24 protein-coding genes are annotated in these 21879 nt (G+C 65.5%); 10 read left to right on the top strand and 14 right to left on the bottom strand.

The window, feature by feature from the left end; genetic code table 11:
- Positions 1-53 precede the first annotated feature (53 nt).
- Positions 54-1181 carry a glutamate--cysteine ligase gene (locus HK353_RS02355; protein WP_173151861.1) on the top strand — a complete coding sequence of 376 codons (1128 nt, stop codon included), beginning with the start codon at positions 54-56 and terminating at the stop codon, positions 1179-1181.
- Positions 1182-1343: 162 nt separating this feature from the next.
- Here the strand turns inward: HK353_RS02355 and HK353_RS02350 are convergent, their stop codons facing one another.
- The 4 genes from HK353_RS02350 to HK353_RS02335 are packed head-to-tail and all read right to left on the bottom strand — an operon-like array spanning position 1344 to position 4480.
- Complete coding sequence (locus tag HK353_RS02350; protein WP_173151859.1) at positions 1344-1907, bottom strand: NUDIX domain-containing protein; 564 nt, start codon at positions 1905-1907, stop codon at positions 1344-1346.
- A complete protein-coding gene (gene tsaD / locus HK353_RS02345; protein WP_173151857.1) occupies positions 1885-2964 on the bottom strand; it encodes a tRNA (adenosine(37)-N6)-threonylcarbamoyltransferase complex transferase subunit TsaD in 1080 nt (359 codons plus the stop codon). The genes HK353_RS02350 and tsaD overlap by 23 nt, the downstream gene beginning before the upstream one ends.
- Entirely contained in the window at positions 2961-3536 is a 576-nt protein-coding gene (locus tag HK353_RS02340) for an SRPBCC family protein (protein WP_173151855.1), read from the bottom strand. Before HK353_RS02340 ends, tsaD begins: the two co-directional genes overlap by 4 nt.
- The gene (locus tag HK353_RS02335; RefSeq protein ID WP_173151853.1) at positions 3533-4480 is read right to left on the bottom strand and encodes an aldo/keto reductase; all 948 of its coding nucleotides are present in this window, start codon (positions 4478-4480) and stop codon (positions 3533-3535) included. Before HK353_RS02335 ends, HK353_RS02340 begins: the two co-directional genes overlap by 4 nt.
- A 146-nt stretch (positions 4481-4626) precedes the next feature.
- Between HK353_RS02335 and HK353_RS02330 the strand changes: the two genes are divergently transcribed.
- The gene (locus HK353_RS02330) at positions 4627-5265 is read left to right on the top strand and encodes a biliverdin-producing heme oxygenase (protein WP_173151851.1); all 639 of its coding nucleotides are present in this window, start codon (positions 4627-4629) and stop codon (positions 5263-5265) included.
- 18 nt (positions 5266-5283) lie between these two features.
- Here the strand turns inward: HK353_RS02330 and HK353_RS02325 are convergent, their stop codons facing one another.
- The 4 genes from HK353_RS02325 to alr are packed head-to-tail and all read right to left on the bottom strand — an operon-like array spanning position 5284 to position 8334.
- Positions 5284-5790 carry a GNAT family N-acetyltransferase gene (locus HK353_RS02325; protein WP_173151849.1) on the bottom strand — a complete coding sequence of 169 codons (507 nt, stop codon included), beginning with the start codon at positions 5788-5790 and terminating at the stop codon, positions 5284-5286.
- Complete coding sequence (gene tsaB / locus HK353_RS02320) at positions 5787-6521, bottom strand: tRNA (adenosine(37)-N6)-threonylcarbamoyltransferase complex dimerization subunit type 1 TsaB (protein WP_173151847.1); 735 nt, start codon at positions 6519-6521, stop codon at positions 5787-5789. The genes HK353_RS02325 and tsaB overlap by 4 nt, the downstream gene beginning before the upstream one ends.
- Positions 6518-7123 carry a tRNA (adenosine(37)-N6)-threonylcarbamoyltransferase complex ATPase subunit type 1 TsaE gene (tsaE, locus tag HK353_RS02315; RefSeq protein ID WP_173151845.1) on the bottom strand — a complete coding sequence of 202 codons (606 nt, stop codon included), beginning with the start codon at positions 7121-7123 and terminating at the stop codon, positions 6518-6520. The genes tsaB and tsaE overlap by 4 nt, the downstream gene beginning before the upstream one ends.
- Complete coding sequence (gene alr, locus HK353_RS02310) at positions 7120-8334, bottom strand: alanine racemase (protein ID WP_173151836.1); 1215 nt, start codon at positions 8332-8334, stop codon at positions 7120-7122. Before alr ends, tsaE begins: the two co-directional genes overlap by 4 nt.
- Positions 8335-8485: 151 nt before the next feature.
- Here alr and HK353_RS02305 point away from each other — a divergent pair, with 151 nt between their 5' ends.
- The gene (locus HK353_RS02305) at positions 8486-9163 is read left to right on the top strand and encodes a hypothetical protein (RefSeq protein WP_173151834.1); all 678 of its coding nucleotides are present in this window, start codon (positions 8486-8488) and stop codon (positions 9161-9163) included.
- Between the two features lie 15 nt (positions 9164-9178).
- Here HK353_RS02305 and HK353_RS02300 read toward each other — a convergent pair whose 3' ends face one another.
- The 4 genes from HK353_RS02300 to HK353_RS02285 form a co-directional block, all read right to left on the bottom strand.
- The gene (locus HK353_RS02300) at positions 9179-10708 is read right to left on the bottom strand and encodes a bifunctional ADP-dependent NAD(P)H-hydrate dehydratase/NAD(P)H-hydrate epimerase (protein ID WP_173151832.1); all 1530 of its coding nucleotides are present in this window, start codon (positions 10706-10708) and stop codon (positions 9179-9181) included.
- Positions 10709-10813: 105 nt separating this feature from the next.
- Positions 10814-12160, bottom strand: coding sequence for a M20 metallopeptidase family protein (locus HK353_RS02295; protein ID WP_173151830.1), 1347 nt, complete (start codon positions 12158-12160; stop codon positions 10814-10816).
- 124 nt (positions 12161-12284) lie between these two features.
- The gene (locus tag HK353_RS02290; RefSeq protein WP_173151828.1) at positions 12285-12644 is read right to left on the bottom strand and encodes a HepT-like ribonuclease domain-containing protein; all 360 of its coding nucleotides are present in this window, start codon (positions 12642-12644) and stop codon (positions 12285-12287) included.
- Entirely contained in the window at positions 12634-12939 is a 306-nt protein-coding gene (locus HK353_RS02285) for a nucleotidyltransferase family protein (RefSeq protein ID WP_173151826.1), read from the bottom strand. Before HK353_RS02285 ends, HK353_RS02290 begins: the two co-directional genes overlap by 11 nt.
- Before the next feature lie 326 nt (positions 12940-13265).
- Between HK353_RS02285 and HK353_RS16895 the strand changes: the two genes are divergently transcribed.
- The 6 genes from HK353_RS16895 (at position 13266) to HK353_RS02255 (ending at position 18061) form a co-directional block, all read left to right on the top strand.
- Positions 13266-13463: a GNAT family N-acetyltransferase gene (locus tag HK353_RS16895; RefSeq protein ID WP_342589783.1), complete on the top strand. Its 198-nt coding sequence runs from the start codon at positions 13266-13268 to the stop codon at positions 13461-13463.
- 159 nt (positions 13464-13622) lie between these two features.
- A complete protein-coding gene (locus tag HK353_RS02275; protein WP_173151824.1) occupies positions 13623-14858 on the top strand; it encodes a sensor histidine kinase in 1236 nt (411 codons plus the stop codon).
- Positions 14855-15520: a response regulator transcription factor gene (locus HK353_RS02270; RefSeq protein ID WP_173151822.1), complete on the top strand. Its 666-nt coding sequence runs from the start codon at positions 14855-14857 to the stop codon at positions 15518-15520. Before HK353_RS02275 ends, HK353_RS02270 begins: the two co-directional genes overlap by 4 nt.
- Before the next feature lie 112 nt (positions 15521-15632).
- Positions 15633-16538: an ABC transporter ATP-binding protein gene (locus HK353_RS02265; RefSeq protein ID WP_173151820.1), complete on the top strand. Its 906-nt coding sequence runs from the start codon at positions 15633-15635 to the stop codon at positions 16536-16538.
- A 2-nt stretch (positions 16539-16540) separates the two neighbouring features.
- Positions 16541-17290: an ABC transporter permease gene (locus tag HK353_RS02260; protein WP_217278167.1), complete on the top strand. Its 750-nt coding sequence runs from the start codon at positions 16541-16543 to the stop codon at positions 17288-17290.
- Positions 17291-17293: 3 nt separating this feature from the next.
- Positions 17294-18061 carry an ABC transporter permease gene (locus tag HK353_RS02255; protein WP_173151816.1) on the top strand — a complete coding sequence of 256 codons (768 nt, stop codon included), beginning with the start codon at positions 17294-17296 and terminating at the stop codon, positions 18059-18061.
- Positions 18062-18099: 38 nt separating this feature from the next.
- On the opposite strand, the gene HK353_RS02250 is transcribed toward HK353_RS02255, so the two are convergent.
- The gene (locus tag HK353_RS02250; RefSeq protein ID WP_173151814.1) at positions 18100-18570 is read right to left on the bottom strand and encodes a holo-ACP synthase; all 471 of its coding nucleotides are present in this window, start codon (positions 18568-18570) and stop codon (positions 18100-18102) included.
- Between the two features lie 72 nt (positions 18571-18642).
- Complete coding sequence (gene glmS / locus HK353_RS02245) at positions 18643-20517, bottom strand: glutamine--fructose-6-phosphate transaminase (isomerizing) (protein ID WP_173151813.1); 1875 nt, start codon at positions 20515-20517, stop codon at positions 18643-18645.
- A 252-nt stretch (positions 20518-20769) separates the two neighbouring features.
- Here glmS and coaA point away from each other — a divergent pair, with 252 nt between their 5' ends.
- The gene (gene coaA / locus HK353_RS02240; RefSeq protein ID WP_173151811.1) at positions 20770-21807 is read left to right on the top strand and encodes a type I pantothenate kinase; all 1038 of its coding nucleotides are present in this window, start codon (positions 20770-20772) and stop codon (positions 21805-21807) included.
- Positions 21808-21879: the final 72 nt, after the last annotated feature.

The following is a 21879-nucleotide window of genomic DNA, read 5'->3' as shown; positions in this document are numbered from 1 at the left end:
CGAATGTCGCCGCTGAGACAGGGGAATCGGGCGAGCGCGATTATGATCGGATCATGGTCGATTTCGCACGCTCTCCCCGCTCCACCCTCGGTGTCGAGTGGGAACTGGCTCTGCTGGATTCTCGCAGCCTGGATCTGACCCCGGCTGCCGAGACTCTGTTAGCGGATGTGGCCGAGCATGCGCCCGAGTACGAAAAGCACATCGTCGGAGAGATGCTGACGAACACCATCGAACTCGTCACCGGCGTGCACAAACAGGTGTCGACCGTCGCCGAGGATCTCGCCACCTCGATCGGGGCGCTGCGGAAGCTGACCGAGGCACGTGGTGTCGAACTGATGTCGGCGGGCACCCACCCGTTCGCGCAGTGGCAGTCGCAGGAGGTCCGAGCGAAGGACCGCTACCTCGAACTCGTCGACCGCACCCAGTGGTGGGGTCGGAACATGCTCATCTTCGGCGTCCACGTCCACGTCGGCGTCGACTCACGCGACAAGGTGCTGCCGATCGTCAACGCACTGCTCGCCTATGTCCCGCACCTGCAGGCACTGTCCGCGTCGTCTCCGTTCTGGGGCGGTACGGACACCGGCTATGCCTCGAACCGGGCGATGATGTTCCAGCAGCTGCCGACGGCCGGTCTGCCGTTCCAATTCGATCAGTGGGCGGACTACGAGAAGTACGTCGACGATATGCTCACCACCGGGATCATCGACAATATCAACGAGATTCGCTGGGACATCCGGCCGGCCCCGCACTGGGGCACCGTCGAGGTCCGTGTCTGCGACGGACTGCCGACCCTCGAGGAGATCCTCGCTGTCACTGCGTTCATCCAGTGCCTCGTCGATGACATGTCCGAACGCCTCGACGCCGGTGAGACTCTGCCGACGATGCCCGATTGGTTCCACAACGAGAACAAGTGGCGCGCCGCCCGCTACGGCATGGACGCGATCATCATCGAGAACGCCGCGGCCGACGAGCGTCTCGTCACCGAGTGCCTCGCCGATGAGATCGAGCGGCTCTCGCCCGTCGCCGAACGCCTCGGCTGTGTCGACGAGCTGCACTCGATCACCTCGATCATCGAACGCGGCGTGCCCTACCAGCGCCTGCAGAAGGTATTCGGCACCACGGGTTCGCTCACCGAGGTGACCCGCTCGCTCATCGGCGACCTCCGCAGCTCCTACAGCTGAGGCGGCTCTTCCGGGTTCGATTGCGCCCACCCGCGGCCGCATCAGCCCCTCATGCGTCCTAGGGGTGGATCCACCACGATTCGCAAGGAGATTTCGAGGCGGATCCGCCCGCAGGAGACATATAGGCCCGCAGGCACAACCCCACCGGCGAGCGAGCCGAGCTCACAGGTGGGGGCGCAGCAGCTCCAAGAGCGTCGGCAGTGCGGCGGCGACTCCCGGGTGCAGCTCAAAATCGTCGAGTTCATCGAGCGGCACCCACGCCAGCTGGATGCTCTCGGGGTCGTTGATGACGGGGTCGAAGCGGCGCAGGGTCTTCGCGATCACCGTCGTGTATGACCAGGTATCCAGGTCAAGGACATGCGTCTCGAGGATCTCGATGCCCGATCCGTCCTGGTCAGGCACCCCGGCCTCTTCCCAAGACTCACGGACAGCGGCCTCGACCGCCGACTCGCCCATATCGCGGGCGCCGCCGGGGAATCCCCAGGTCCCGCCCTCGACCGACCACAGCGCCCGGTGCTGCATGAGCACCCCGCGCTCGGGATCGACGAGCATGAGCCCAGCGGCCCCGTTCAGACCCCAATGCTTCTTCCCATCGGACCCGTACGTCCACCCATCACCTGATCGCCGAGGCGGCCGACCGGCAGGCAGACGTGTTGACTTCGCCGCCTGTGCGTTCCGCTCGGCGAGGCTGTTCGGGTCGTTCTCAGACGAGGACATGATCGACATCCAAAGAGGAGACGGCGGCGAAGGACAGGTCACTCGGTCCGATTCCGCGGGAGACGAGCTCCGCACCGAGAGCTGCGACCATGGCTCCGTTGTCCGTGCAGAGTTTCAGCGGCGGCACCCGCAGCGTCACTCCAGCCTCGGCGCAGCGGTCTGCGAGCACTTCCCGCAGGTGCGAATTCGCGGCGACTCCACCGCCGAGCACGACATGGTTGATGCCTGTATCGGCCGCAGCGAGCAGTGTCTTGGTCACGAGCACGTCGACAACGGCGTCTTCGAACCCGGCGGCGATATCGGCCACCCGCAGGTCCGCACCCAGAGTTTCGGCCTTCGTCACCTCGCGCAGTGCAGCGGTCTTCAGCCCGGAGAACGAGAAGTTATACCGGCGCTCGGGGTCCCGCAGGTCCTGCTTCTTCGCGAGTCCGCGTGGGAACTTCACTGCCTTCCGGTCGCCGGGGATCCCGGTGCCGTCGAGCAGGCCGAGAGCTGCCTTCGAGATGTTCGGGCCGCCGGGATAGTTGAGACCCAGCAGGCGCGCGGTCTTGTCGAAGGCCTCACCTGCGGCATCGTCGATGGTGGCGCCGAGGAGCTCGATGTCCTCGACGAGGTCGCCGATGCGCAGAATCTCGGTGTGCCCACCGGAGACGAGCAGAGCGATGGTCGGAGTGGTCAGCCCGTCGACATCCTCGGCGACGAGGTCGACGGCGACATGCGCGGCCAGATGGTTCACTCCGTACAGCGGTTTGCCCAGCGCCGCGGCCAGCCCTTTGGCCGCGCCGACCCCGACCATGAGCGCACCGGAGAGACCCGGTCCGGCGGTCACGGCGACGGCGTCGATATCGGACAGCTCCACCTCGGCGGTCTCACAGGCAGAGGCGATGGCCGGGCCGATGGCCTGCACATGTGCGCGGGAGGCGACTTCGGGCACGACTCCGCCGAAGCGGACGTGTTCGTCCATCGACGAGGACACGGTGTTCGTCAGCAGCGTGCGGCCGCGGACGATGCCGACCCCGGTTTCGTCACACGAGGATTCGATGCCGAGGACGAGTGGGTCGCTCATGATCCGTCCTCCCGGGCGTCGGCGGACTCCGCGACTTCGAGATCGAGGTCGGAGTAGACGGCCACGAGTTCCGGTTCGGTCACCTCGGCGATGTCCACACCGAGGGTGCGGGCGAACAGCCGCAGATGCGTATCCCACATCGGCCCCACCTCGGCGGCCTGACCGCGGGCGGTATCGGCATCAGGCGCGGTATGGGTGAACACGAGCAGGGTCTCCTGACCGGTCTCCCCCTCGATCGGCAGTACGCGGAGACCGAGCACTCCGAAGTCGTCGAGTTCGAGCAGCACGTGATCGAAGTCCTCGCAGCTGAGGACAGATCCATTCAGATCGATGTCCTCGAGCGCAAACGTAATCGGCCGGGACGCGGGTGCGTCGGCGTCAATTTCGTCAGCCGTATCGGACTCCCCCGCAGCCGTCTCATCGCCGAGGCGGAACGGCGCGAACCATGCCCGTGCGCTCTCGGCATCGGTCAGTGCGTTCCACACCGTTTCGACGTCGCGGGCCAGGAGCAGCTCGATGACGAGGTCGGTGCCGTTCTCCCAGGTGACCAGGCGCGGGCTGATCGCACTCATGCTTCCACCCAGGCTCCGTCGAGGGCAGCCTTCTGATCAGGACTCAGCTGCATCTCCGTTCCGGCGAGCAGCTCGGTGAGCTGTTCGGGCACGCGTGCCGAGGCGATCGTCGAGGGGATGAAATCGTGAGTGAGCTGCCACGCGATCGCCGTGGCCGTCATCGTTGCACCGTGGTCGGCGGCGACATCGTGGAGGATTTCGAGGGCACCGAGGGCTTTCTGGTCGTCGACGAAATCGGCGACACGGTCACCGCGGACGCTGCCGGTGGCGTCGCCGCCGGTGTGCTTGCCGGTGAGGAAACCGGAGGCCAGTGAGTGGAAGGGCAGTTCGGCCATCCCTTCAGATCGCAGGTACGCCTGCTTCTGCGGATCGACGGCGGCACGAGAGACGAGGTTGAACCGGTCCTGGACGACTCGATAGCAGGCAAGCGAGAACTTCGTCGAGATCTTCCGGGCTTTCTGCAGTCGCTCGAGGCTGAAGTTCGATGCCCCGAGGTAGCTGACCTTGCCGGACCGGACGAGCGCGTCGAAGGTCTCGGCGACGGCGACCTGGTCGACGTCGTCATCGTCTCTGTGGGCATAGTAGACATCTATGTGGTCGGTGCCGAGTCGGCGCAGCGAGTCGTCGACGCAGTTGCGGATGTTCGCCGGATCGAGGCCCTGCCCCTTCGGGTGCATGCCGACCTTGGTGGCGATGACCATCTCGTCGCGATTGCCGCGAGCCTTCATCCATTCGCCGATGATCGTTTCGGACTCTCCGCCCGAGTTCCCCTCGACCCAGGCCGAATACGCATCGGCGGTGTCGATGAAGTTTCCGCCTGCCTCGGCATAGGCGTCGAGGACAGCGAAGCTCTGATCCCGATCCGCACCCCAGCCGAAGGGGTTGCCGCCAAGCTGAAGAGGGTGGACGAAGAGATCGGTATCTGCCAGTTGCACACGTGTCATACCCTTTAGACTACCCGTTTGACCTCCACGGCTTCGGGGCAGGACCACCTCCCGAAACTCAGGTTAGGCTAAGCTATAGATACGCAATGATGCCGATCACACCGCCTGGGCGGCAGACCAGCATTCGGTTGGCCGCACTCCCCATCATGTCTGAACCGTTCTCCGCTCGCCTCAAAGCCAGCACCGCCACCATCCACGACGAGGTCGAACACACCACATTCATGGTCGACCTCATGGAAGGACGCCTCGACGCAAGGGCCTACGCCCTCCTGCTCAAGCAGTACGACGTCATCTACGGCGTGCTCGAGTCGAAGTCACGGGAGTTCGCCGAGGATCCGGTCTTCGCGCCGTTCTTCGACGCCCGTCTGTTCCGGGCCGACCGCATCGCTGCCGACCAGGCCGCGCTCGACGGCACCGAGCTGCCTGTCATGCCCAGTGCCACCGCCTATGCCGCGCACCTTTCGGGACTCGAACGGGCCGAACAGGTCATCGCCCACCACTACACGCGCTACCTCGGGGACCTCTCCGGCGGTCAGGCGATCGGCACCCTCATGGGCCGGCACTACAGTCTGCCGGCGACCTCGCTGACGATGTGGGATTTCGCTGAGCTCGGCAAGACCAAGCCGTACAAAGACGCCTACCGCCGACTCCTCGACCAGGTAGCGGCGACCGGCGGTGACGAGCAGATCGTCATCGACGAGACGATGGAGGCCTTCCGACTCAACGGAGCGCTGCTCGTCGACCTCACCGAGGCGACCGAGCAGCGCACGGTTCCGGTCGCCTAGGGTGCCATTTGAGAAGGATCAGTCGCCGATCCGCAGCCGCATGAGAATTCCCGCGGCGCCCGGATAGTAGTCCGGGCGCCGCCCCCATTCTTCGAACCCGAAGGATGCGTACATCCCCAGCGCCGCAGCATTGCGTTCGTCGACCTCGAGGTGGACGACCTCGCAGCCGCGTTCCTTCGCCCAATCGATTCCGGCCTGCAGCAAGGCACGTCCGATGCCTGTGCCGCGCGCAGCCTCGGTGGTGGCGATCGTCATCACATCGGCTTCCGCACCGGCCCCCGACATGACGATCCACCCTGCCAACTCCCCCGCCGAGGCGGCGAACTCACTAACCGTGGCTGCGCCGTCCACATCCGTTTCCCCCGCCGAGGCGGTCTTGGCGGCGAGCATGACCGTGCCGTTCTGCGCCTTGACCGACCAGTAGTAGCCGAGCGTCCATGCGGTCGGACCGAAGATCGCCGCATCGTGGTCGGCCACCTCGGCGAGGTCCCACCAGGGAAGCTCGGCGACGGTCGTGGAGGTCATTTCAATGAGCTCTCACGTACCGGGGTCGCTTTCGCATCGGGTTCTCGCAGGTATTCGGGGATCGGGTCGGCAAGGTCTCGGCCGGCGGTGAGTTCCCGTGCCGCCGCGAAGGCAAGATATTCGGCACGAGGATCGGTGAGGGACTCGGTGCTCGACGCTCCGAGGATGTCCGGATAGAGGAGGAATCCGCGGCCGAGCTTCTGATCGATCGTGTCGAGCCGGCAGCCGTTGTCGGCGAGAACTGAAGCAACCTCGGCCGGTTTGGCCACGAACGGTCCCGCGTTCAGTCTGGCGTCGGCGGAGTCATAGACGCTGAAATAGACCTCTTTGCGGCGGGCATCAGAGGCGATGAGAACGGGGTGGCCGGAGGCGTCCGCGGCGGGCGAGGCGACCTCCGACGCAAGTGCTGGAGAGCCTTCGGCACTGCGGGCGAACTCTTCGGCGATTGCGGCTTGGGACAGCAGGCCCTTGACGGGAATCCCGCGGGCCTGACCGACCGCGATTCCGGCGGCGATACCCACCCGCAGACCGGTGAAGGGTCCGGGCCCGATGCCGACGACGACGAGTTCGGGTCGGGCATCCTCGGTGAGCACGCCGGCGAGCGCAGGACCGATGAACTCAACGTGTCGACGCTGGTCATCGGCCTGTTCAGCGGCGATGACCGAACCGGCGTCCGTATCCACGAGGGCCACAGAGGCCGACTGCGAGGTGTCGATGGCCAGAATGATCATGATTCGTCTCCCTCATCCGCGAAGTCCTCGGCAGGCAGATCTGCAGAGGCCGGGTCGTCGACTCGCACGCCCGCCAGTGCCGAGACAGCGGCCTCAACCGCCGGCATGCGCTCGGCCCAGGCATCCCCGCGGCCGGTGAGGTCGACGGTGCGCCGTTCGTCCTCCGCCTCGTCCTCGTCGTCCACACCGACCAACTCATCGTCCCCTGCGTCTTCGTCCCACACCGGGGTGATGGTGATGTCGAGGTGATCGCTGCTGAGCTGCTCGGCCAGGCCGGCTCCCCATTCGACCACCGTGATCGACTCATCCAGTTCGGAGTCGAGGTCGAGATCTTCGAGCTCCTCCCCGTCTGCCAACCGATACGCATCGACGTGAACGAGGGCAGGCCCGCCCGAGCGCGACGGGTGCTCGCGGGCGATGACGAACGTCGGCGAGGTGATCCGCCCGGCCACATCGAGGGCTTTGCCCAGCGACTGCGTGAACGTCGTCTTCCCCGCACCGAGGTTGCCCGTGAGGATGAGCAGGTCGCCGGCGTGCAGATGCTCGGCCAGGGCGCCAGCGAACGAGCGCATCTGCTCCAAGGACTCGAGATGGACCCTCATCGGCCGTCCCCCTTCCGGGCGACCCGGTCGACGCGGGCGCTGAGCTGGGTGACGATCTCGTAGTTGATCGTGTTCGCCCAGGTCCCCCATTCGGCCGCGCTCGGCCCACCGGGGCCGAAGATGACGACCTCGTCGCCCATGGCGACCTCATCGTTGCCAGCACCGATGTCGATGATCATCTGATCCATGGCGATACGCCCGACGACGGGGTAACGACGACCCCGGATGGCCACCTCGGCGCGATTCGAGGCCGCCCGCGGCAGTCCGTCCCCGTACCCACCGGGCACGAGCGCGAACCGGGTATCGGTCGCGGCGGTGAATGTCAGCCCGTAGGAGGCGCCGTGACCTGCGGGAATGTCCTTGAGATTGATGACGCTGGAGGTCAGCCGCATGACCGGCCGGAGCCCGAGGGCCGCCGGATCCCCGTCTTCGAGCGGGGACAGGCCGTAGAGAGCGAGCCCCACCCTCGCCGAGGTGCCCGGGCACGGACCCAGGGTGAGCGCTCCCGGTGAGTTCGCGATGTGCACATCCAGGTCATCCGATTCGCCGAGGCGGCCGTCCGCGGTGTCGAGGACGGCCCGAAGCTGCCCGTGGGCAGAGGAGAAGACCGCGCTCTGTGCTGCGGTCTCTGGACGTTCGGGTTCGTCGGCGACCGCGAAGTGGCTCATGATCCCGACGACGCGGATATCGGCTCCGGCCTCGGGGTTCCCAGAGTCGTCGGTGTGGCTGTCTTCGACGTGGCGGCGCAGCCAGTCGAAGGCACGGACGAGTGCTTCCGGGGACAGACCGTTGCGGCCGAGTCCGGTGTCGATCTTGAGATGGGCTCGGGCCGTGACGCCGGTGCGGCGGGCCGCCTCGGCGAGTCGGTCGAGGGCGCCGACCGTCGAAATCCCCAGTTCGATGTCGGCGCGCACCGCCTCGTCGAGGTCGGTGGTCGGTCCGTAGAGCCAGGCGAGGATCTGCGCTTCTGGGCCGAGCAGGCTGCGCAGACGAAGGGCTTCGGGGATCGTGGCCACACAGAACTCGCGCCAGCCTGCCGAGAAGAGAGCGGGTGCGACGAGGTCGATGCCGTGGCCGTAGGCGTTGGCTTTGACGACGCATTTGAGGCGGGCAGGAGAGAGGCGATCGGCGAGGACGGCGGCGTTGTCGCACAGGGCCGCCTCGTCGATCTCGGCCCGGACGAGAGCCTCGGGGATGTCGAAAGATGTCACTGGATAAGACTACCGCCGACCCCCGCCGACCAGCACCTTCGCTACGCTGATCCCCCGCGGCCTTCGGCTCCGGCGCCGGTGTCGCAGGTGCAGCCGACGACGTGTCGGCGAAGACCGGCTCGACGAGCCATTCGATGAAGTAGGAGACATCATGCACACCACACCAGCCCGTATCCTCGCAATGGTGATCACGGCTGTCCTGTTCGCGGCGGGCCTCACCGTGATCGGACAGACCGATCCCGCCGAGGCAGCCGCGAAGTACTGCACCGGCATTGAGGCAAACAGCTCGGTGACGGCCGCGAAGGCCATCGAGGTCAAGCAGCGGTCGACGACCACCGCCGATATCTACCTGTGCAAGAAGTCCGGCCACCGGTACGTCCGCGACAGCGGCCCGTTCAAGGCCCGCCTCGGCTACAACGGCAGCACGTCGAGCAAACGGGAAGGTGACGGCAAGACCCCGAAGGGTGTGTTCTGGATGCGCAATGGATTCGGCACCTCGGCGAATCCCGGGTTGGGCAAGCCGTGGACGAAGGTCACCCGCGATCATGTCTGGGTCGACGGTGACGCGACGAAGGCCGAGGGATACAACACGATGCAGCGGAAGTCCGAAGGGTACGAGGGTGAATCCCTCTACCAGCCGAAGCCGTACAAGTATGCCCAGGTCATCGGCTACAACGAGGCTCGCACACCGGGGAAGGGATCGGCGATCTTCCTGCATGCGAACACAGAGTCGATGAAGACCGCCGGCTGTGTGTCGATGTACGAGTCCAGCCTCGTCAAGGCGATGAAGTGGGAGGGCACGACGAAGACGCAGATCCTCATCCACTGAAGTGGGTGAGCGGATTCAGTCGGTGCCGTGGATGAGTTCGCCGACCACCTCGGCGAGGGCATCGGCGAATCCGGACGCGGTCACCGCGCGCCGGCCGGCCTCGTTGTGCAGCAGCACTCCGAGTCCGGCCAGACGAGCCCACTCACGGGGTGGACGCGTCCGATCGTCGCTGTCGTAGCGGCCGTGGGCGGCGGTGATCGCGGCGAGCGTGCCGAGGATCCCGGCGAGCACGTCCCCGGAGCCCGCTGTGGCGAGGGTGCCTGGCCCCGGTGCAGGCAGAACGACGTGCCCGTCGGGGGCGGCGATGACCGTGTGATGGCCCTTGAGCAGGACGATCGCGCCGGTCAGCTGCGCGGCTCGCTGCGCCCACCGCATCGGGTTCGCCCCGATCCGACCGGCGGTGATGATCTCGCCGAGGAGGCGGCTGAGCAGCCGTGCCAGCTCGGCGGCGTGCGGGGTGATGATGAGCGGGCGGTCGGCCAGCCAGGTGCCTGCCATCGATTCCGCGCGGGCGATCATGTCGAGGCCGCCTGCGTCGACGACGACCGGTGTGCGGTTGCCGGCCAGCGCCTCGGCGACGCCCTGCACGAATTCGGACTCGGGATCGCCCGGGCCGAGGACGACGGAGTCGATGCGGCCAGAGGCGTTGACGACCTCGGGGTGGAGGCCGAGGACGTATTCGGCGACGAGCGGGGAGCCGAGGTAACGGACCATCCCGGCTCCGGTGTTCACCGCCGAGGTGGTGGTGAGCACGCCCGCGCCCGGGTAGTCCTCGGAGCCGGCGAGGACCCCGGTGACACCGCGGGAGTACTTGTGCCCGGTCGCATCGGGGCGCGGGAATCCGGCGACGAGATCTTCATGATCGAGCAGCTCCGCGGCGGCCGAGCTGGGGTCGAGGCCGAGGCCGATATCCATGACGTCGATGGTTCCGATGAACTCGTCCACACGCGGATCGATGAGTTCGGCCTTGAGGCCGCCGAAGGTCACAGTGCGGTCGGCGTGGAGTCGTTTCTCTGCCCCGGTGTGGTTCGGGTCGAGGTCGGAGGGGACGTCGACGGCGATGAGGCGGCAGGTCCGGTGCGGGGCCCAATCGGCGATAAGTGAGGAGATGTGATCAGGCAGTCCGCGCCGACCGCCCGTGCCGAGGATGCCGTCGAGGACGAGAACGGCGCGGGAGAGTTCGCGCAGAGCGTCGGCCCGGGCCGCATCGGCCTCGGCCGAGTCGAACGCGATCACCTGCGCACCGGCGCTTCGTGCCGCGGCCAGTCCATCGTCGTGAGTGCGATCGAAGAGGGTGATGACCGTGACGGCGGCACCGCGCCTTCCCAGAGTCGCCGCGGCGAAGAGTGCGTCCCCGGCGTTGTTGCCCGGCCCGGCCAGTACGCTCACGCGGGTGCCGGTGACCTGTCCGTGGTCGGCCTTCAGCATGGCCGCCGCGCTGTTCGCGAGTGCTCGCGCAGCTCGGGCCATGAGCGGGATGTCGGCCTCGAGCAGCGGCTTTTCGGCCTCCCTGATGGTTTCACTCGGGTAGGCGTACACGCTCATCGACTATTCCTCTTCACAACTCTGCTCCTGATACGACGTCGCCCTGCACGGGACCTATCCCTGCACCGTATGCCGTTTCCACCGTCCAGGCCAGGGGTCGGGCGTTCAGCCCTCGGACAGCTGCGCCAGCCGACGCCCCGCCAGATGAGCGAGGAACAGAGCCTGGTCGGCAAGACCGTCGTCGCTGTGGCGGGCGCGTGGGGAATGGTTGGCCTCGCGTTCTTCGACCGGCAGGTTCGGCAGGGCGACTCCGAAGTGTCCATAAGCTCCGGGCACGGCGTCGAGCACACGGGAGAAGTCCTCGGAACCGGGCAGCGGATTCGCCTTGCGCACGGTCCGCTCCTCGCCGAAGAGGTCGGTGAAGGTGGAGAGGAAGAACTCGGCTTCAGCGTCGTCGTTGATCGTCGGCGGCAGGATCTGCTCGTACTCGACGTCGGCGCTCAGACCATGGGCGGCGACGAGATCACGAACGAGCTGAGGCAGCTCCGCCTCGGCGCGGGAGGTCACAGCTTCAGAGAACGTGCGCACACTGACGACCAAGGTCGCGAAGTCGGGGACGACATTGGGAGCGGTGCCGCCGTTGAACTGGCCGACGGTGATCACGAGCGGGTCGAAGATGTCGAAGCGGCGGGTGACGTATTCCTGCAGCTGGCCCACGAGCATGGCCCCGACCTGAATGGGGTCCTTGCCGGTGGCCGGGCGCGAGGCGTGCGTGCCCTTGCCGTTCACGGTGATCGTCATCTTCGAAAACGCCGCCATGTACGACCCGGGGCGGGAACTGGCGACCCCGAGGTCGGCGTCGGCGGAGACGTGGATGCCGAAGGCGGCTTTGACGCGGGGACCCGCGGCGTCGAGGACGCCTTCGTCGATCATCTTCCCGGCCCCGTCATAGCCCTCTTCGCCGGGTTGGAACATGAACACGACGTCGCCGGCCAGGGAGTCGCGGTCGCGGTGGAGGAGTTTGAGCGCGCCGACGAGCCCGGCGGTGTGCAGGTCGTGGCCGCAGGCGTGCATCCTCCCCGAGGTGGCCGCGAAGTCGAATCCGGTCGCCTCGGTGACGGGCAGTCCGTCCATGTCCCCGCGCAGGAGCACGGCGGGCACGACCCCGGTCGAGTCCTTCTTCCTCGCGCCGCCGCGCAGGACGACGACGATCGACGACAGCCTCTCACCCGTGCTCACCTCGACGTCGAGGCCATCGATGGCGTCGAGGACGAGTTTCTGCGTCACCGGCAGGTCGAGTCCCACCTCGACGTTCTCGTGCAGGGCACGGCGCAGGGTGACCAGACCGGGCGCGATGTCGTGCGCGTCATCGGCGGTGGGCAGGTGTACCTGGGAGGCGGCCGCCTCGGCGGGATCTGGGATCGTGGGGGTGACGGTGTCGTCTGCGGTGGTTTCGTCGGTGTCTGCGGTGGTGGTGGCGGTCGTACCGGTGTCGTTGGGGAGTGAACTCATAGAGCGAGTCTAATCCCCACCAAGCACAGGCGGATTGGGGCCGATCAACCTTCCTGGAAATCCGCGCATTACGCACAAGTCTACCGTCGGCAGTGATCGATCAGCAGTCTTCGCACTGGTACCGCTACAGTCCCGCAGCACCTCTGGCCTCATCGACGAGCTCATTGAGGATCGTGATCAGGCCGGGGATTTCGGTTGTGGTCGCCAGCCAGAGTATTTCGTAGTTGATGTCGCCGTATTCATGGGCAAGGACATTCCGTAGCCCAACGATTCGATCGAGTCCGGGCACTCGAGCAGCGGTGTCAGCATCGTCTCTGCGGAGGCGCTTCAGCGCCTCACCCAGAATCTCCAGTTGGCGCTCGATTGCTGAGCGAACGATGAGATCGGAATTGAATTCCGCTTCGGTCTTGCCTCCAGCGAACTCACGGACCAGCTTGGCCGCTTCAGCAGCGTCCCAGAGATGTGCGCCCGTATCACGCTGCATACACGTCCTGTGCACTCTCGAACACGGCCGCCTTGAAGAAAGGGTTCTTCACCGAGCGTTCCATGACCAGATCGACTCGACGTCCGACGATCCGCTCCAGCTCAGCCTTCAGATCGAAGTAGTCGTAGTACAGATTGTCCCGCTCCGGTTGAAAGGTGACGAGGAAGTCGATGTCGCTGGTCTCCGGATTGAACCGATCCGTGAGCACGGACCCGAAAATGCGAAGCCGTTCCACACCGAATCTTTCGCAAGCATCTCTGATTGCGTCAGTGTCGAGTAGCACCGCAGATTCCATGCATCAATTCTCCCAGATCGGGAGCGACTGTGCCAGGGGTTCCCGGTTCTGTGCTGCTGCCAGAGAATTCAGCGAAGCTCACCATGTTGACCTATCGGTCATACTGATGGTCAGGGCCCAGGACATAGAATTCCGTGCGCGATTTGCTGTTGATGACGCCCACCTGTCTGAGCTCCATGCACGAGCGTTCGGATACTCATGCAACGAGGTGAAACCGTGGGCCGCGCGTCTGCAACGGCACAGCCTGACGTGGATCGGCGCGTTATCTGACGACGAGCTGATCGGGGTTCGTCCACGCTCGTTGGGACGGCGGCGCCCACGCTTTCGTGCTCGACGCAACTGTTCACCCTGATCATCAGAGGCGCGGTATTGGAAGAGTCCTTGTCCTTACTCTGATTGATGAAGCCAAAGCTGCAGGTTGCGAATGGGTCCACGTCGACTATGAACCTCGCCTTGACGCCTTCTATCGCGATTCGTCTGGGTTCCGCCGAACAGAGGCAGGACTGCTCCGGACCACGAACTGATAGTCATTCTCCTTGCGGGTCGGGAAGCCCATTCCGCATGCGACGCCGAGCCACGACCGTGGCGACGTCAATGCACGTCTGCACTACCGCCCCATCCTTGTCGGAGCCAGCGAGGTCTCCCCACCTCGGCGCTGGGCGGGTCACGTTAGGCTTGAGTTGATGAGGCAACGATGGAGCAGTCCTTCGCCACCTGCTGGCTCACGGCTCAGCGGGCATCGTCGTTATGACTCCATCCGATCGTGGGTCGAGGCTCATCCGATCCTCATCAACTCGGTCATCGCCGTCGCCGTATTCGTCTACAACCTGCCGATTCAGTTCGCGTCCGTACCCGAGGGCATGTGGCCGGGCACCGGAGTCCTCTTCTCAATCGGCCTCTGCGCCCCGTACCTGATCCGGCACAGGTATCCGCTCGCGGTCTTCGCCGCCATCTCCGTCGTCGCGGCCGTTCATCTTGCTGTCGGCATCGAGTTGATGATCGCCGACGTCATGATCCTCTTCGCCCTGTACACGCTGTCGTCGCGTTTCCGTTGGAACGTCTCCGTTCCCGCGACAGCAGCGGTCATCACCATCCTCATCATCGCCACTGCGGCCCCGGTCCGTGCAGAATTCATGTCGGTCGGAGACGTCGGCGTGCTCATCGCAATCACCATCTGGACCGGCACGTGGGGTGCGCTGGTGAGAATCCGACGCGACCATGTGCGCAGCCTTCGTGAACGAGCCGAGCAGCTCGAACGCGAAGCACGGGCCCAGGAGCAGATCATCGCCGCACAGGAACGCGAACGCATCGCCCGCGAAATCCATGATGTCGTCTCGCACAGCCTCAGCGTCGTCTCCGTCCTTGCCGATGGGGCTGTGGCCACCGTCGAGACCCAGCCGGCCCAGGCGAAGAGTGCGATGGAAGATGTTCGGGATACCGGCCGCAATGCCCTCCAAGAGATGCGCAGCATGCTCGCCGTGCTGCGTTCGGGTCAATCCGCCGAGGAGGCTCCCCAACCTGGGATCGCTGAGCTCGGACAGCTTGTCGTGGAGTCCCGGAAGGCAGGACTGCCGATCAGCTTCGACCACCGCGGTGAGCACCTTGCGCTCTCAGCGGGCCTGAGCCTGACGGTGTACCGCATCGTCCAAGAGGCGCTGACCAACGTGCACAAGCACGCCGGACCACAGCTGACGGAGGTGAACATCGTCATCGAGCAGAGCAGCAGCGAGGTGGTCGTCCGCATCACCGATGACGGAACCTCGCAGAAGCCGGACCCTGGGAACAGACATAGCGGTCATGGTCTCGTCGGCATGCGTGAGAGAGTCAATGCCTACGGCGGGACTCTGCACACGGGGTCACGCGGCTCCCGAGGTTTCGAAGTCCACGCCTGTCTGCCGGTGGGAGGCGGCCAATCATGACCATTCGCCTGCTCCTCGTCGATGATCAGGAGATGATCCGCAGAGGCTTCGAGATGATTCTGGGCGGCCAGCCGGGTCTCACCATCGCCGGATCTGCCGAGAACGGAGCCGGGGCCTATGAGCTGGTGCACCAAGAGGAATTCGACGTCGTCGTCATGGATGTGCGCATGCCGTCGATGAACGGGGTCGAGGCCACAAGGCTCATCCGCTCACTCGAGCATCCTCCCAAGGTCCTCATCCTCACGACGTTCGACCTCGACGAATACGTATACGAGGCTCTGCGCGCGGGAGCCAGTGGGTTCCTCCTCAAGGACGCGAGCACCGAGGAGCTCGTCTCCGCCATCAGGCACATCCATGACGGAGACTCCGTCGTGGCGCCGAGCACGACGCGCCGACTGCTCAAACGCTTCACCTCCTCCGGTGCCGTTCAGACGGTCCAGACGGGAGACGATGATGCGCTGGCGGAACTGACCGCCCGAGAGAAGGACGTGGTCCGCCTCGTCGCTCAGGGACTGTCCAACGCTGAGATCGCCGAGGCGCTCGTTCTGGCACCGGGAACCGTCAAAGTCCACGTCAGCAACATCCTCACGAAGCTCGATGCCCGAGACCGCGTGCAGATCGTCATCGCCGCGTTCAACTCCGGCTTGGTCCGCGCGAACTGACCGGTGCCGTCACTGACGGCAGCGGTTTCACTCCCCTATGCCGTGAGACATAGGCGCAGAATATGTCTGCCGGGCGATGTGCGGCACCGCCCGTCTTCGCGACAGTGGAGACATGGACACAGTGATCGAAACCAGTCATCTGACCAAACGGTACGGATCCCGCACCGTCGTCGACGATCTCAGTCTTCGCGTCCCACAGGGCTGCGTCTACGGATTCCTAGGCCCCAACGGGTCCGGCAAGTCGACGACGATGAAGATGCTGCTCTCACTCATTCGCCCGACTCTGGGGAAAGTGCAGGTTCTGGGACAGCCGATGACTCGCGCCTCGCGACGTGGTCTGCTGCGCCATGTCGGCTCCCTCATCGAGTCCCCTCCGGGGTACGGGCACCTCACGGGTCGGGAGAACATGCGGATCATGCAGCGTCTGCTCGACCTTCCGCAACGGCAGATCGAGTGGGCTGTCGACACCGTGCGAATGCGGGACCAGATGGGCAAGCGGGTCCGCAACTACTCTCTGGGAATGAAACAGCGAATGGGCATCGCACTCGCCTTGGCCAGGCAGCCGCAGCTGCTCATCCTCGACGAACCGACAAACGGCCTCGATCCGGCCGGCATCGAGGAGATCCGCGAGCTGCTGCGCAGCCTCGCTTCCTCCGGTGTCACCGTCATGGTCTCCAGTCATCTTCTCGGTGAGATCGATAAGACAGCGACGATGCTCGGAATCCTGTCCGAGGGGCGTCTCCTCTTCCAAGGAACGCGTGCCGAACTGATGGCAGCGTCGACTCCGGACATAATCATCGAGTCCTCCGACCCTCGCAGCGCACAGTCGATTCTCGGGCAGCAGCTCGACTGCCGCTCCGACGGCAGGACAACGCGAATCACGAATGCCGACGATGGCTCGACCGCGCAGGCGGTGTCTGTTCTCGTCCATGCCGGCATCGACGTGTTCGAGGTGCGGCGGGACGAGCAGACTCTCGAGGACGTCTTCATCGATCTGACCAAGGGAGGCGGGCTGTGAGCATGAGAATAATCGCCAACGAATTCGCCAAGATGCGTCACCTGCGGCTGGGGCTGCTGACACTCGTCCTCCTGTCCGGAGTCGTCGGGCTGACAGCATTCCGCGGCCTGGCATCGGGGATGGCGAATGATCTCAGCGATCCTGCCGGATTCGCGTGGAAGATCCTCTTGGCCGGTCTCGGGTTCTCAGCAGGTCTGATCTCGCCCTTGATCATCGCGGCCATCGCCAGCCGGCAGGTCGAAGCCGAGCATTCGGGCAACGGCTGGCTGCTATCGGAGACCTCGGGAGTGACTCCGGGCAGGTTGTGTCGGGCGAAGTTCGCAGCCCTTGGTGTCCTCGTCACCACATCGACGCTGGCGCAGAGCCTCATCCTCGTCGCCATCGGGTTCGGAGTCGGCATCGCGTCGCCGGTGCCGGTCGAACAGTGGCTCGGCTACACCACAGCCATCATCGTCGTGAATCTGGCTGTCCTCGGGGTGCACCTTCTGCTGTCCGCCGTGATCGAGAACCAGCTGGTGTGCATGGGCATCGCCGTCATCGGACTGTTCATCGCCGTGTTCGCTTCGGCTCTGCCGGAATGGCTGGTGATGCTGACGCCGTGGGGGTACTACTCCCTGGTCGTCCCCGCCGACTACGTCGGAACAGACCTCGTCTACCTCGATATCCCGTACCTCAGTGTCTTGGCACTGGGGCTGGCAGGGGCCGGACTATTCACACTGATCACCGCACGCTTCGATCGCCGGGAGGCATGAGTGATGAAGTACGTGAGCGTCGAATTCGTCAAACTCCAACGGTCGCTGTCATGGGCCGTCGTCATCCTGCTGCCCGTCATCGCCGTCGCGTCCGGATCGATGAGCTCGGTCGCCTCGGACGGCGGTCTCGACGACGGCTGGTACACCCTGTGGATCCGGTCGATCGGGTTCTACGGGATGGCGCTCCTGCCCGTCGGCATCGCCATCCTCGCATCGCTGACCTGGCGCACCGAGCACAGGAACGGCAACTGGAACGCTCTCATGAGCACCTCGGTGCCGACATCGGCTATGGTGCTCAGCAAGGCCGCCGCAGTCGCGATCCTCTCCGCCCTCATGCAGGTCGTGCTCGTCCTCACCGTCGTGGGGTTCGGCAAGATCGCCTTCGATCTGCCCGGCATGCTGCCTGGCAGATACGTAGTCAGCAGCGTCCTCGTGATCATCGCCAGCGTACCGGTCGCAGCCCTGCAGTCGGGGCTGTCGATGTACTTCCGGTCGTTCGCGGCTCCGGTGGCCGTCGCCTTGGTCGCCACGGGCGTCTCAACCACCGCATTGCTGACCGATATGACAGCGATCATTGCGGTTCCGTACGCCACCGCGACCTATGCGACACAGCTCGGAACGTCGCTGGTCGAGGCGAGCAATACCGCGTGCGATGCGGCAGGGATCTCGGCGGGCACTGCTGGACTCGTCGCGGGCGTCTCGGCAGCGGCCACAACAGTGATCGTCATTGTGACGACATGGACCCTCAACCGTTCAGACACCAGGGCATGAGCCGGCCGAGCCGACAAAGTCTCTGTCTGTCTGACCGGCTACTGCTCCGGCATCACGCCCAGACGAGCGCCCTTACCGTACATCGAGTGGGTGAAGTGCTCAGCGGCACCTTCGATGCCGGGGCTCAATGAGGGCCCGTCGCCCTCGGCGATGACGAAAGTCATCGTCAGGTGCGCATCGTGGGTGATCGACAGGTGGATGTTCGTCCCGCCGATGGCACGGAAGTGCTCGAGCACGAGCCCGCGCAGACGGAAACTCGGCGCACCGGACCTCGCGGGGACCACCTCGGCGGATTGCCACGGCAGCCATCCGGGGAAGCCGATCGCTTTCTTCAGCGCCTCCTTCGCGGAGAACCGCGCCGCCAAGGAGGCATCCGTCCGGCGTTTGCCGTTGCGTTTGAGCTGCTCCCCGGGGGTGAGCAGACGGTCGAGCAGCTCGGGCACGCGTTCGATGTGCTCCGCGAAGCGCGGCACGTCGGCGATGTCAGTGCCGATCCCTAGAATCGCCATACTGGTCCTCCCCAGATACCCGACCCGCTCAGATGTCGGACCGACCGTTGTCGCGCCCGACACCGCGGCGGATCATTCGACCGTGACCGACTTCGCGAGGTTGCGCGGCTGGTCGACGTCGAGGCCCTTGGCCGTGGCCAGCTCCATCGCGAAGATCTGCAGCGGAAGCGTCGTCAGCAGCGGTGCCATGAGCGTCGTCGTCTCGGGCACGTAGATGACCTCGGAGGCGAACTGATCGACCTCTTCGTCGCCTTCCTCGGCGATGACGACGGTGTTCGCACCGCGGGCGCGGACTTCCTGGATGTTCGAGATGACCTTCGCATGCAGCGAATCCCGGCCGCGCTTGGACGGGACGACGATGATGACGAGCTGACCGTCGTCGATGAGCGCGATCGGTCCGTGCTTGAGCTCACCGGCGGCGAAGCCCTCGGCGTGGATGTACGCGAGCTCCTTGAGCTTGAGCGCACCCTCCATCGCCACCGGGTAGCCGACGTGACGGCCGAGGAACAGCACCGAGCCGACGTCCTGGTTGCGGTCGGCCAGCGCGAGGACCTGCGACTTCGTCTCGTCGAGGATGTGCTGGATCTTCGCAGGGATCGACTGCAGCTCGCCCAGGATCGTGCCGATCTCGTCGCGGAATTTGTTCCCCCGCAGCTGGGCGAGGTAGAGGCCGAGCAGGTAGCAGGCGACGACCTGCGACAGGAAGGCCTTCGTCGAGGCCACGGCGATCTCCGGGCCGGCGTGGGTGTAGAGGGCGGCATCGGATTCGCGCGGAATCGTCGAGCCGAAGGTGTTGCAGATCGCGATGACCTTCGCACCCTGCTGACGTGCATGGCGGACGGCCATGATCGTGTCCATGGTCTCACCGGACTGCGAGATCGCCACGACGAGCGTCTTCTCCGTGACCACCGGATCCCGATAGCGGAATTCGTGGGCCAGCTCCACCTCGGTGGGGATGCGGCACCAGTGCTCGATCGCGTACTTCGCGACCTGACCGGCGTACGCTGCGGTGCCGCAGGCGATGACGACGATCTTGTCCACGGACTTGAGCACGTTCTCATCGATGTGCATCTCGTCCAGCGTCAGGCGGCCCTCGGTGTCGAGACGGCCGAGCAGCGTATCGGCCACGGCCTGCGGCTGATCGTGGATCTCCTTGTCCATGAAGGACGCGAAGCCGCCCTTCTCCGCCGAGGCGGTGTCCCAGTCGACCTCGAACTGCTCGCCCTCGACAGGGTTGCCTTCGGTGTCCGTGATCGTGACCGTCTCCGGGGTGATGGTGACGACTTCGTCCTGGCCGATCTCGACGGCTGTGCGAGTGTAGTCGATGAACGCGGCGACGTCGGAGCCGAGGAAGTTCTCGCCCTCACCGAGGCCGATGACCAGCGGCGAGTTCCGGCGTGCGGCGACGACCTGACCGGGAGCATCGGCGTGGACGGCGAGCAGGGTGAACGCACCTTCGAGTTCGGTGGCGGTCTTGCGCATCGCGGCGGTGAGGTCGCCGGTCGCCTTGTAGTTCTTCGCCAGCTGGGCGGCGGCCACCTCGGTGTCGGTCTCGGAGAGGAACTCGACGCCCTCGGCGACGAGGTCCTTCTTCAGGTGGGCGAAGTTCTCGATGATCCCGTTGTGGATGAGCGCGAGCTTGCCGCCGTCGGCCAGGTGCGGGTGGGCGTTGAGGTCGGTGGGTCCACCGTGGGTGGCCCAGCGGGTGTGGCCGATTCCGGTCTGCGCAGCGGGCAGCGGGTTGGCCTCGATCTCCTCGGTCAGGGCGGAGAACTTTCCGGCCTTCTTCGCCGAGGCGAGCTGACCGTCGGGCGTCACGAGCGCGACGCCGGCCGAGTCGTAGCCGCGGTACTCGAGCCTCTTCAGGCCGCCGAGCACAACATCGAGAGCCGAGTGGTCGGCATTGTCAACGGGGGCCTTGGATACATAGCCAACGATTCCACACATGAGGGAGATTTTACGCACTGATAGCCGATCTCGGGTATTCCGGCGAGTCACGATCGGGTCAACGTGACGAACTGCACGCGCACGCGGGCGCGGGAGGGGACGGTCGGGGCACACCTGACGGGGCCGGAGACGGAACGGTCACCTCGGTGAGGGTGGGGCCGCCTCGGTGAGGGTGGGGTGCTTTCGCCGACCTGGGGCGGGTGGCGAAGACCTGACGCGGGTGGCGAACATGACGCATGACACAATGGGGGAATGAGCCATGTCGACCCTCAATTGGACCGTGCGCGCAAGCTCGCCGGACTCAATACCGCCCGGCGCAGCGAACCGGACACGACGTCCCCGTTCTGGGAATTCGACCGGGAGGTGTGGGGCACGCTCGCCCAGGCCACGCCGCTTCCGCTGAAGCAGCGCGACATCGAACGGCTGCGCGGACTCGGCGACCGGATGAACCTCGACGAGGTGGCCCAGGTCTATCTGCCCCTGTCACGGCTGCTCAACCTCTACGTCTCCGCACAGCGGGCGAAGCACGACCTGACCAGGGAGTTCTTCTCTCCGCTGCACGAGCGCGGGCTGGAACCGCAGGATGCCAAGCGCACGCCCTTCGTCATCGGCGTCGCCGGATCGGTGGCCGTGGGCAAGTCGACGACGGCGCGTGTGCTGCGCGAGCTGCTCGCCCGCTGGCCCGACACTCCGCGCGTCGAGCTCATCACCACCGACGGATTCCTCTACCCCAATGCCGAACTCGACCGGCGCCGCCTCAACGGGCGGAAGGGATTCCCCGAATCCTACGACCGGCGCAAGCTGCTCAAGTTCATCTCCGCCGTGAAATCCGGGGCCCCCGAGGTCCGTGCGCCTGTGTATTCGCACCACACCTATGACATCGTTCCCGGCGCCGAGGTGGTCGTGCGCTCCCCCGATGTCCTCATCGTCGAGGGCCTCAACGTCCTCCAACCCGCCCGCCCCCGTCAGGACGGGACCGTGGGCTTGGCCATCAGCGACTACTTCGACTTCTCCGTCTACGTCGATGCGCGCTCCCGTGATATCCGCCAGTGGTACATCTCGCGGTTCCTCAAACTCAAGCACGGTGCGTTCCAGGACGAGGATTCCTACTTCCACCGGTACTCGCAGCTCGACGACGACGAAGCAATCACCTTGGCCACGGAGATCTGGGACTCCATCAACTTCCCGAACCTGCGCGAGAACGTCCAGCCCAGCCGCGGCCGAGCCGATCTTGTGCTCCACAAATCCTCCGACCACACGATCCGGAAGGTGCAGCTGCGGAAGCTGTGACGGTAGTCGCTGGTGGGTCTGGGACCTCGGACGGGGCGGCCGCCTCGGCGAGCTTGTGTTGGGACCAGTGAC

The sequence above is a fragment of the Brevibacterium permense genome, from assembly GCF_013280495.1.
GTDB lineage: Bacteria > Actinomycetota > Actinomycetes > Actinomycetales > Brevibacteriaceae > Brevibacterium > Brevibacterium permense.
The sequence above is the reverse complement of the archived record's forward strand: the minus strand, read 5'-3'. Positions and strand labels throughout refer to the sequence as shown.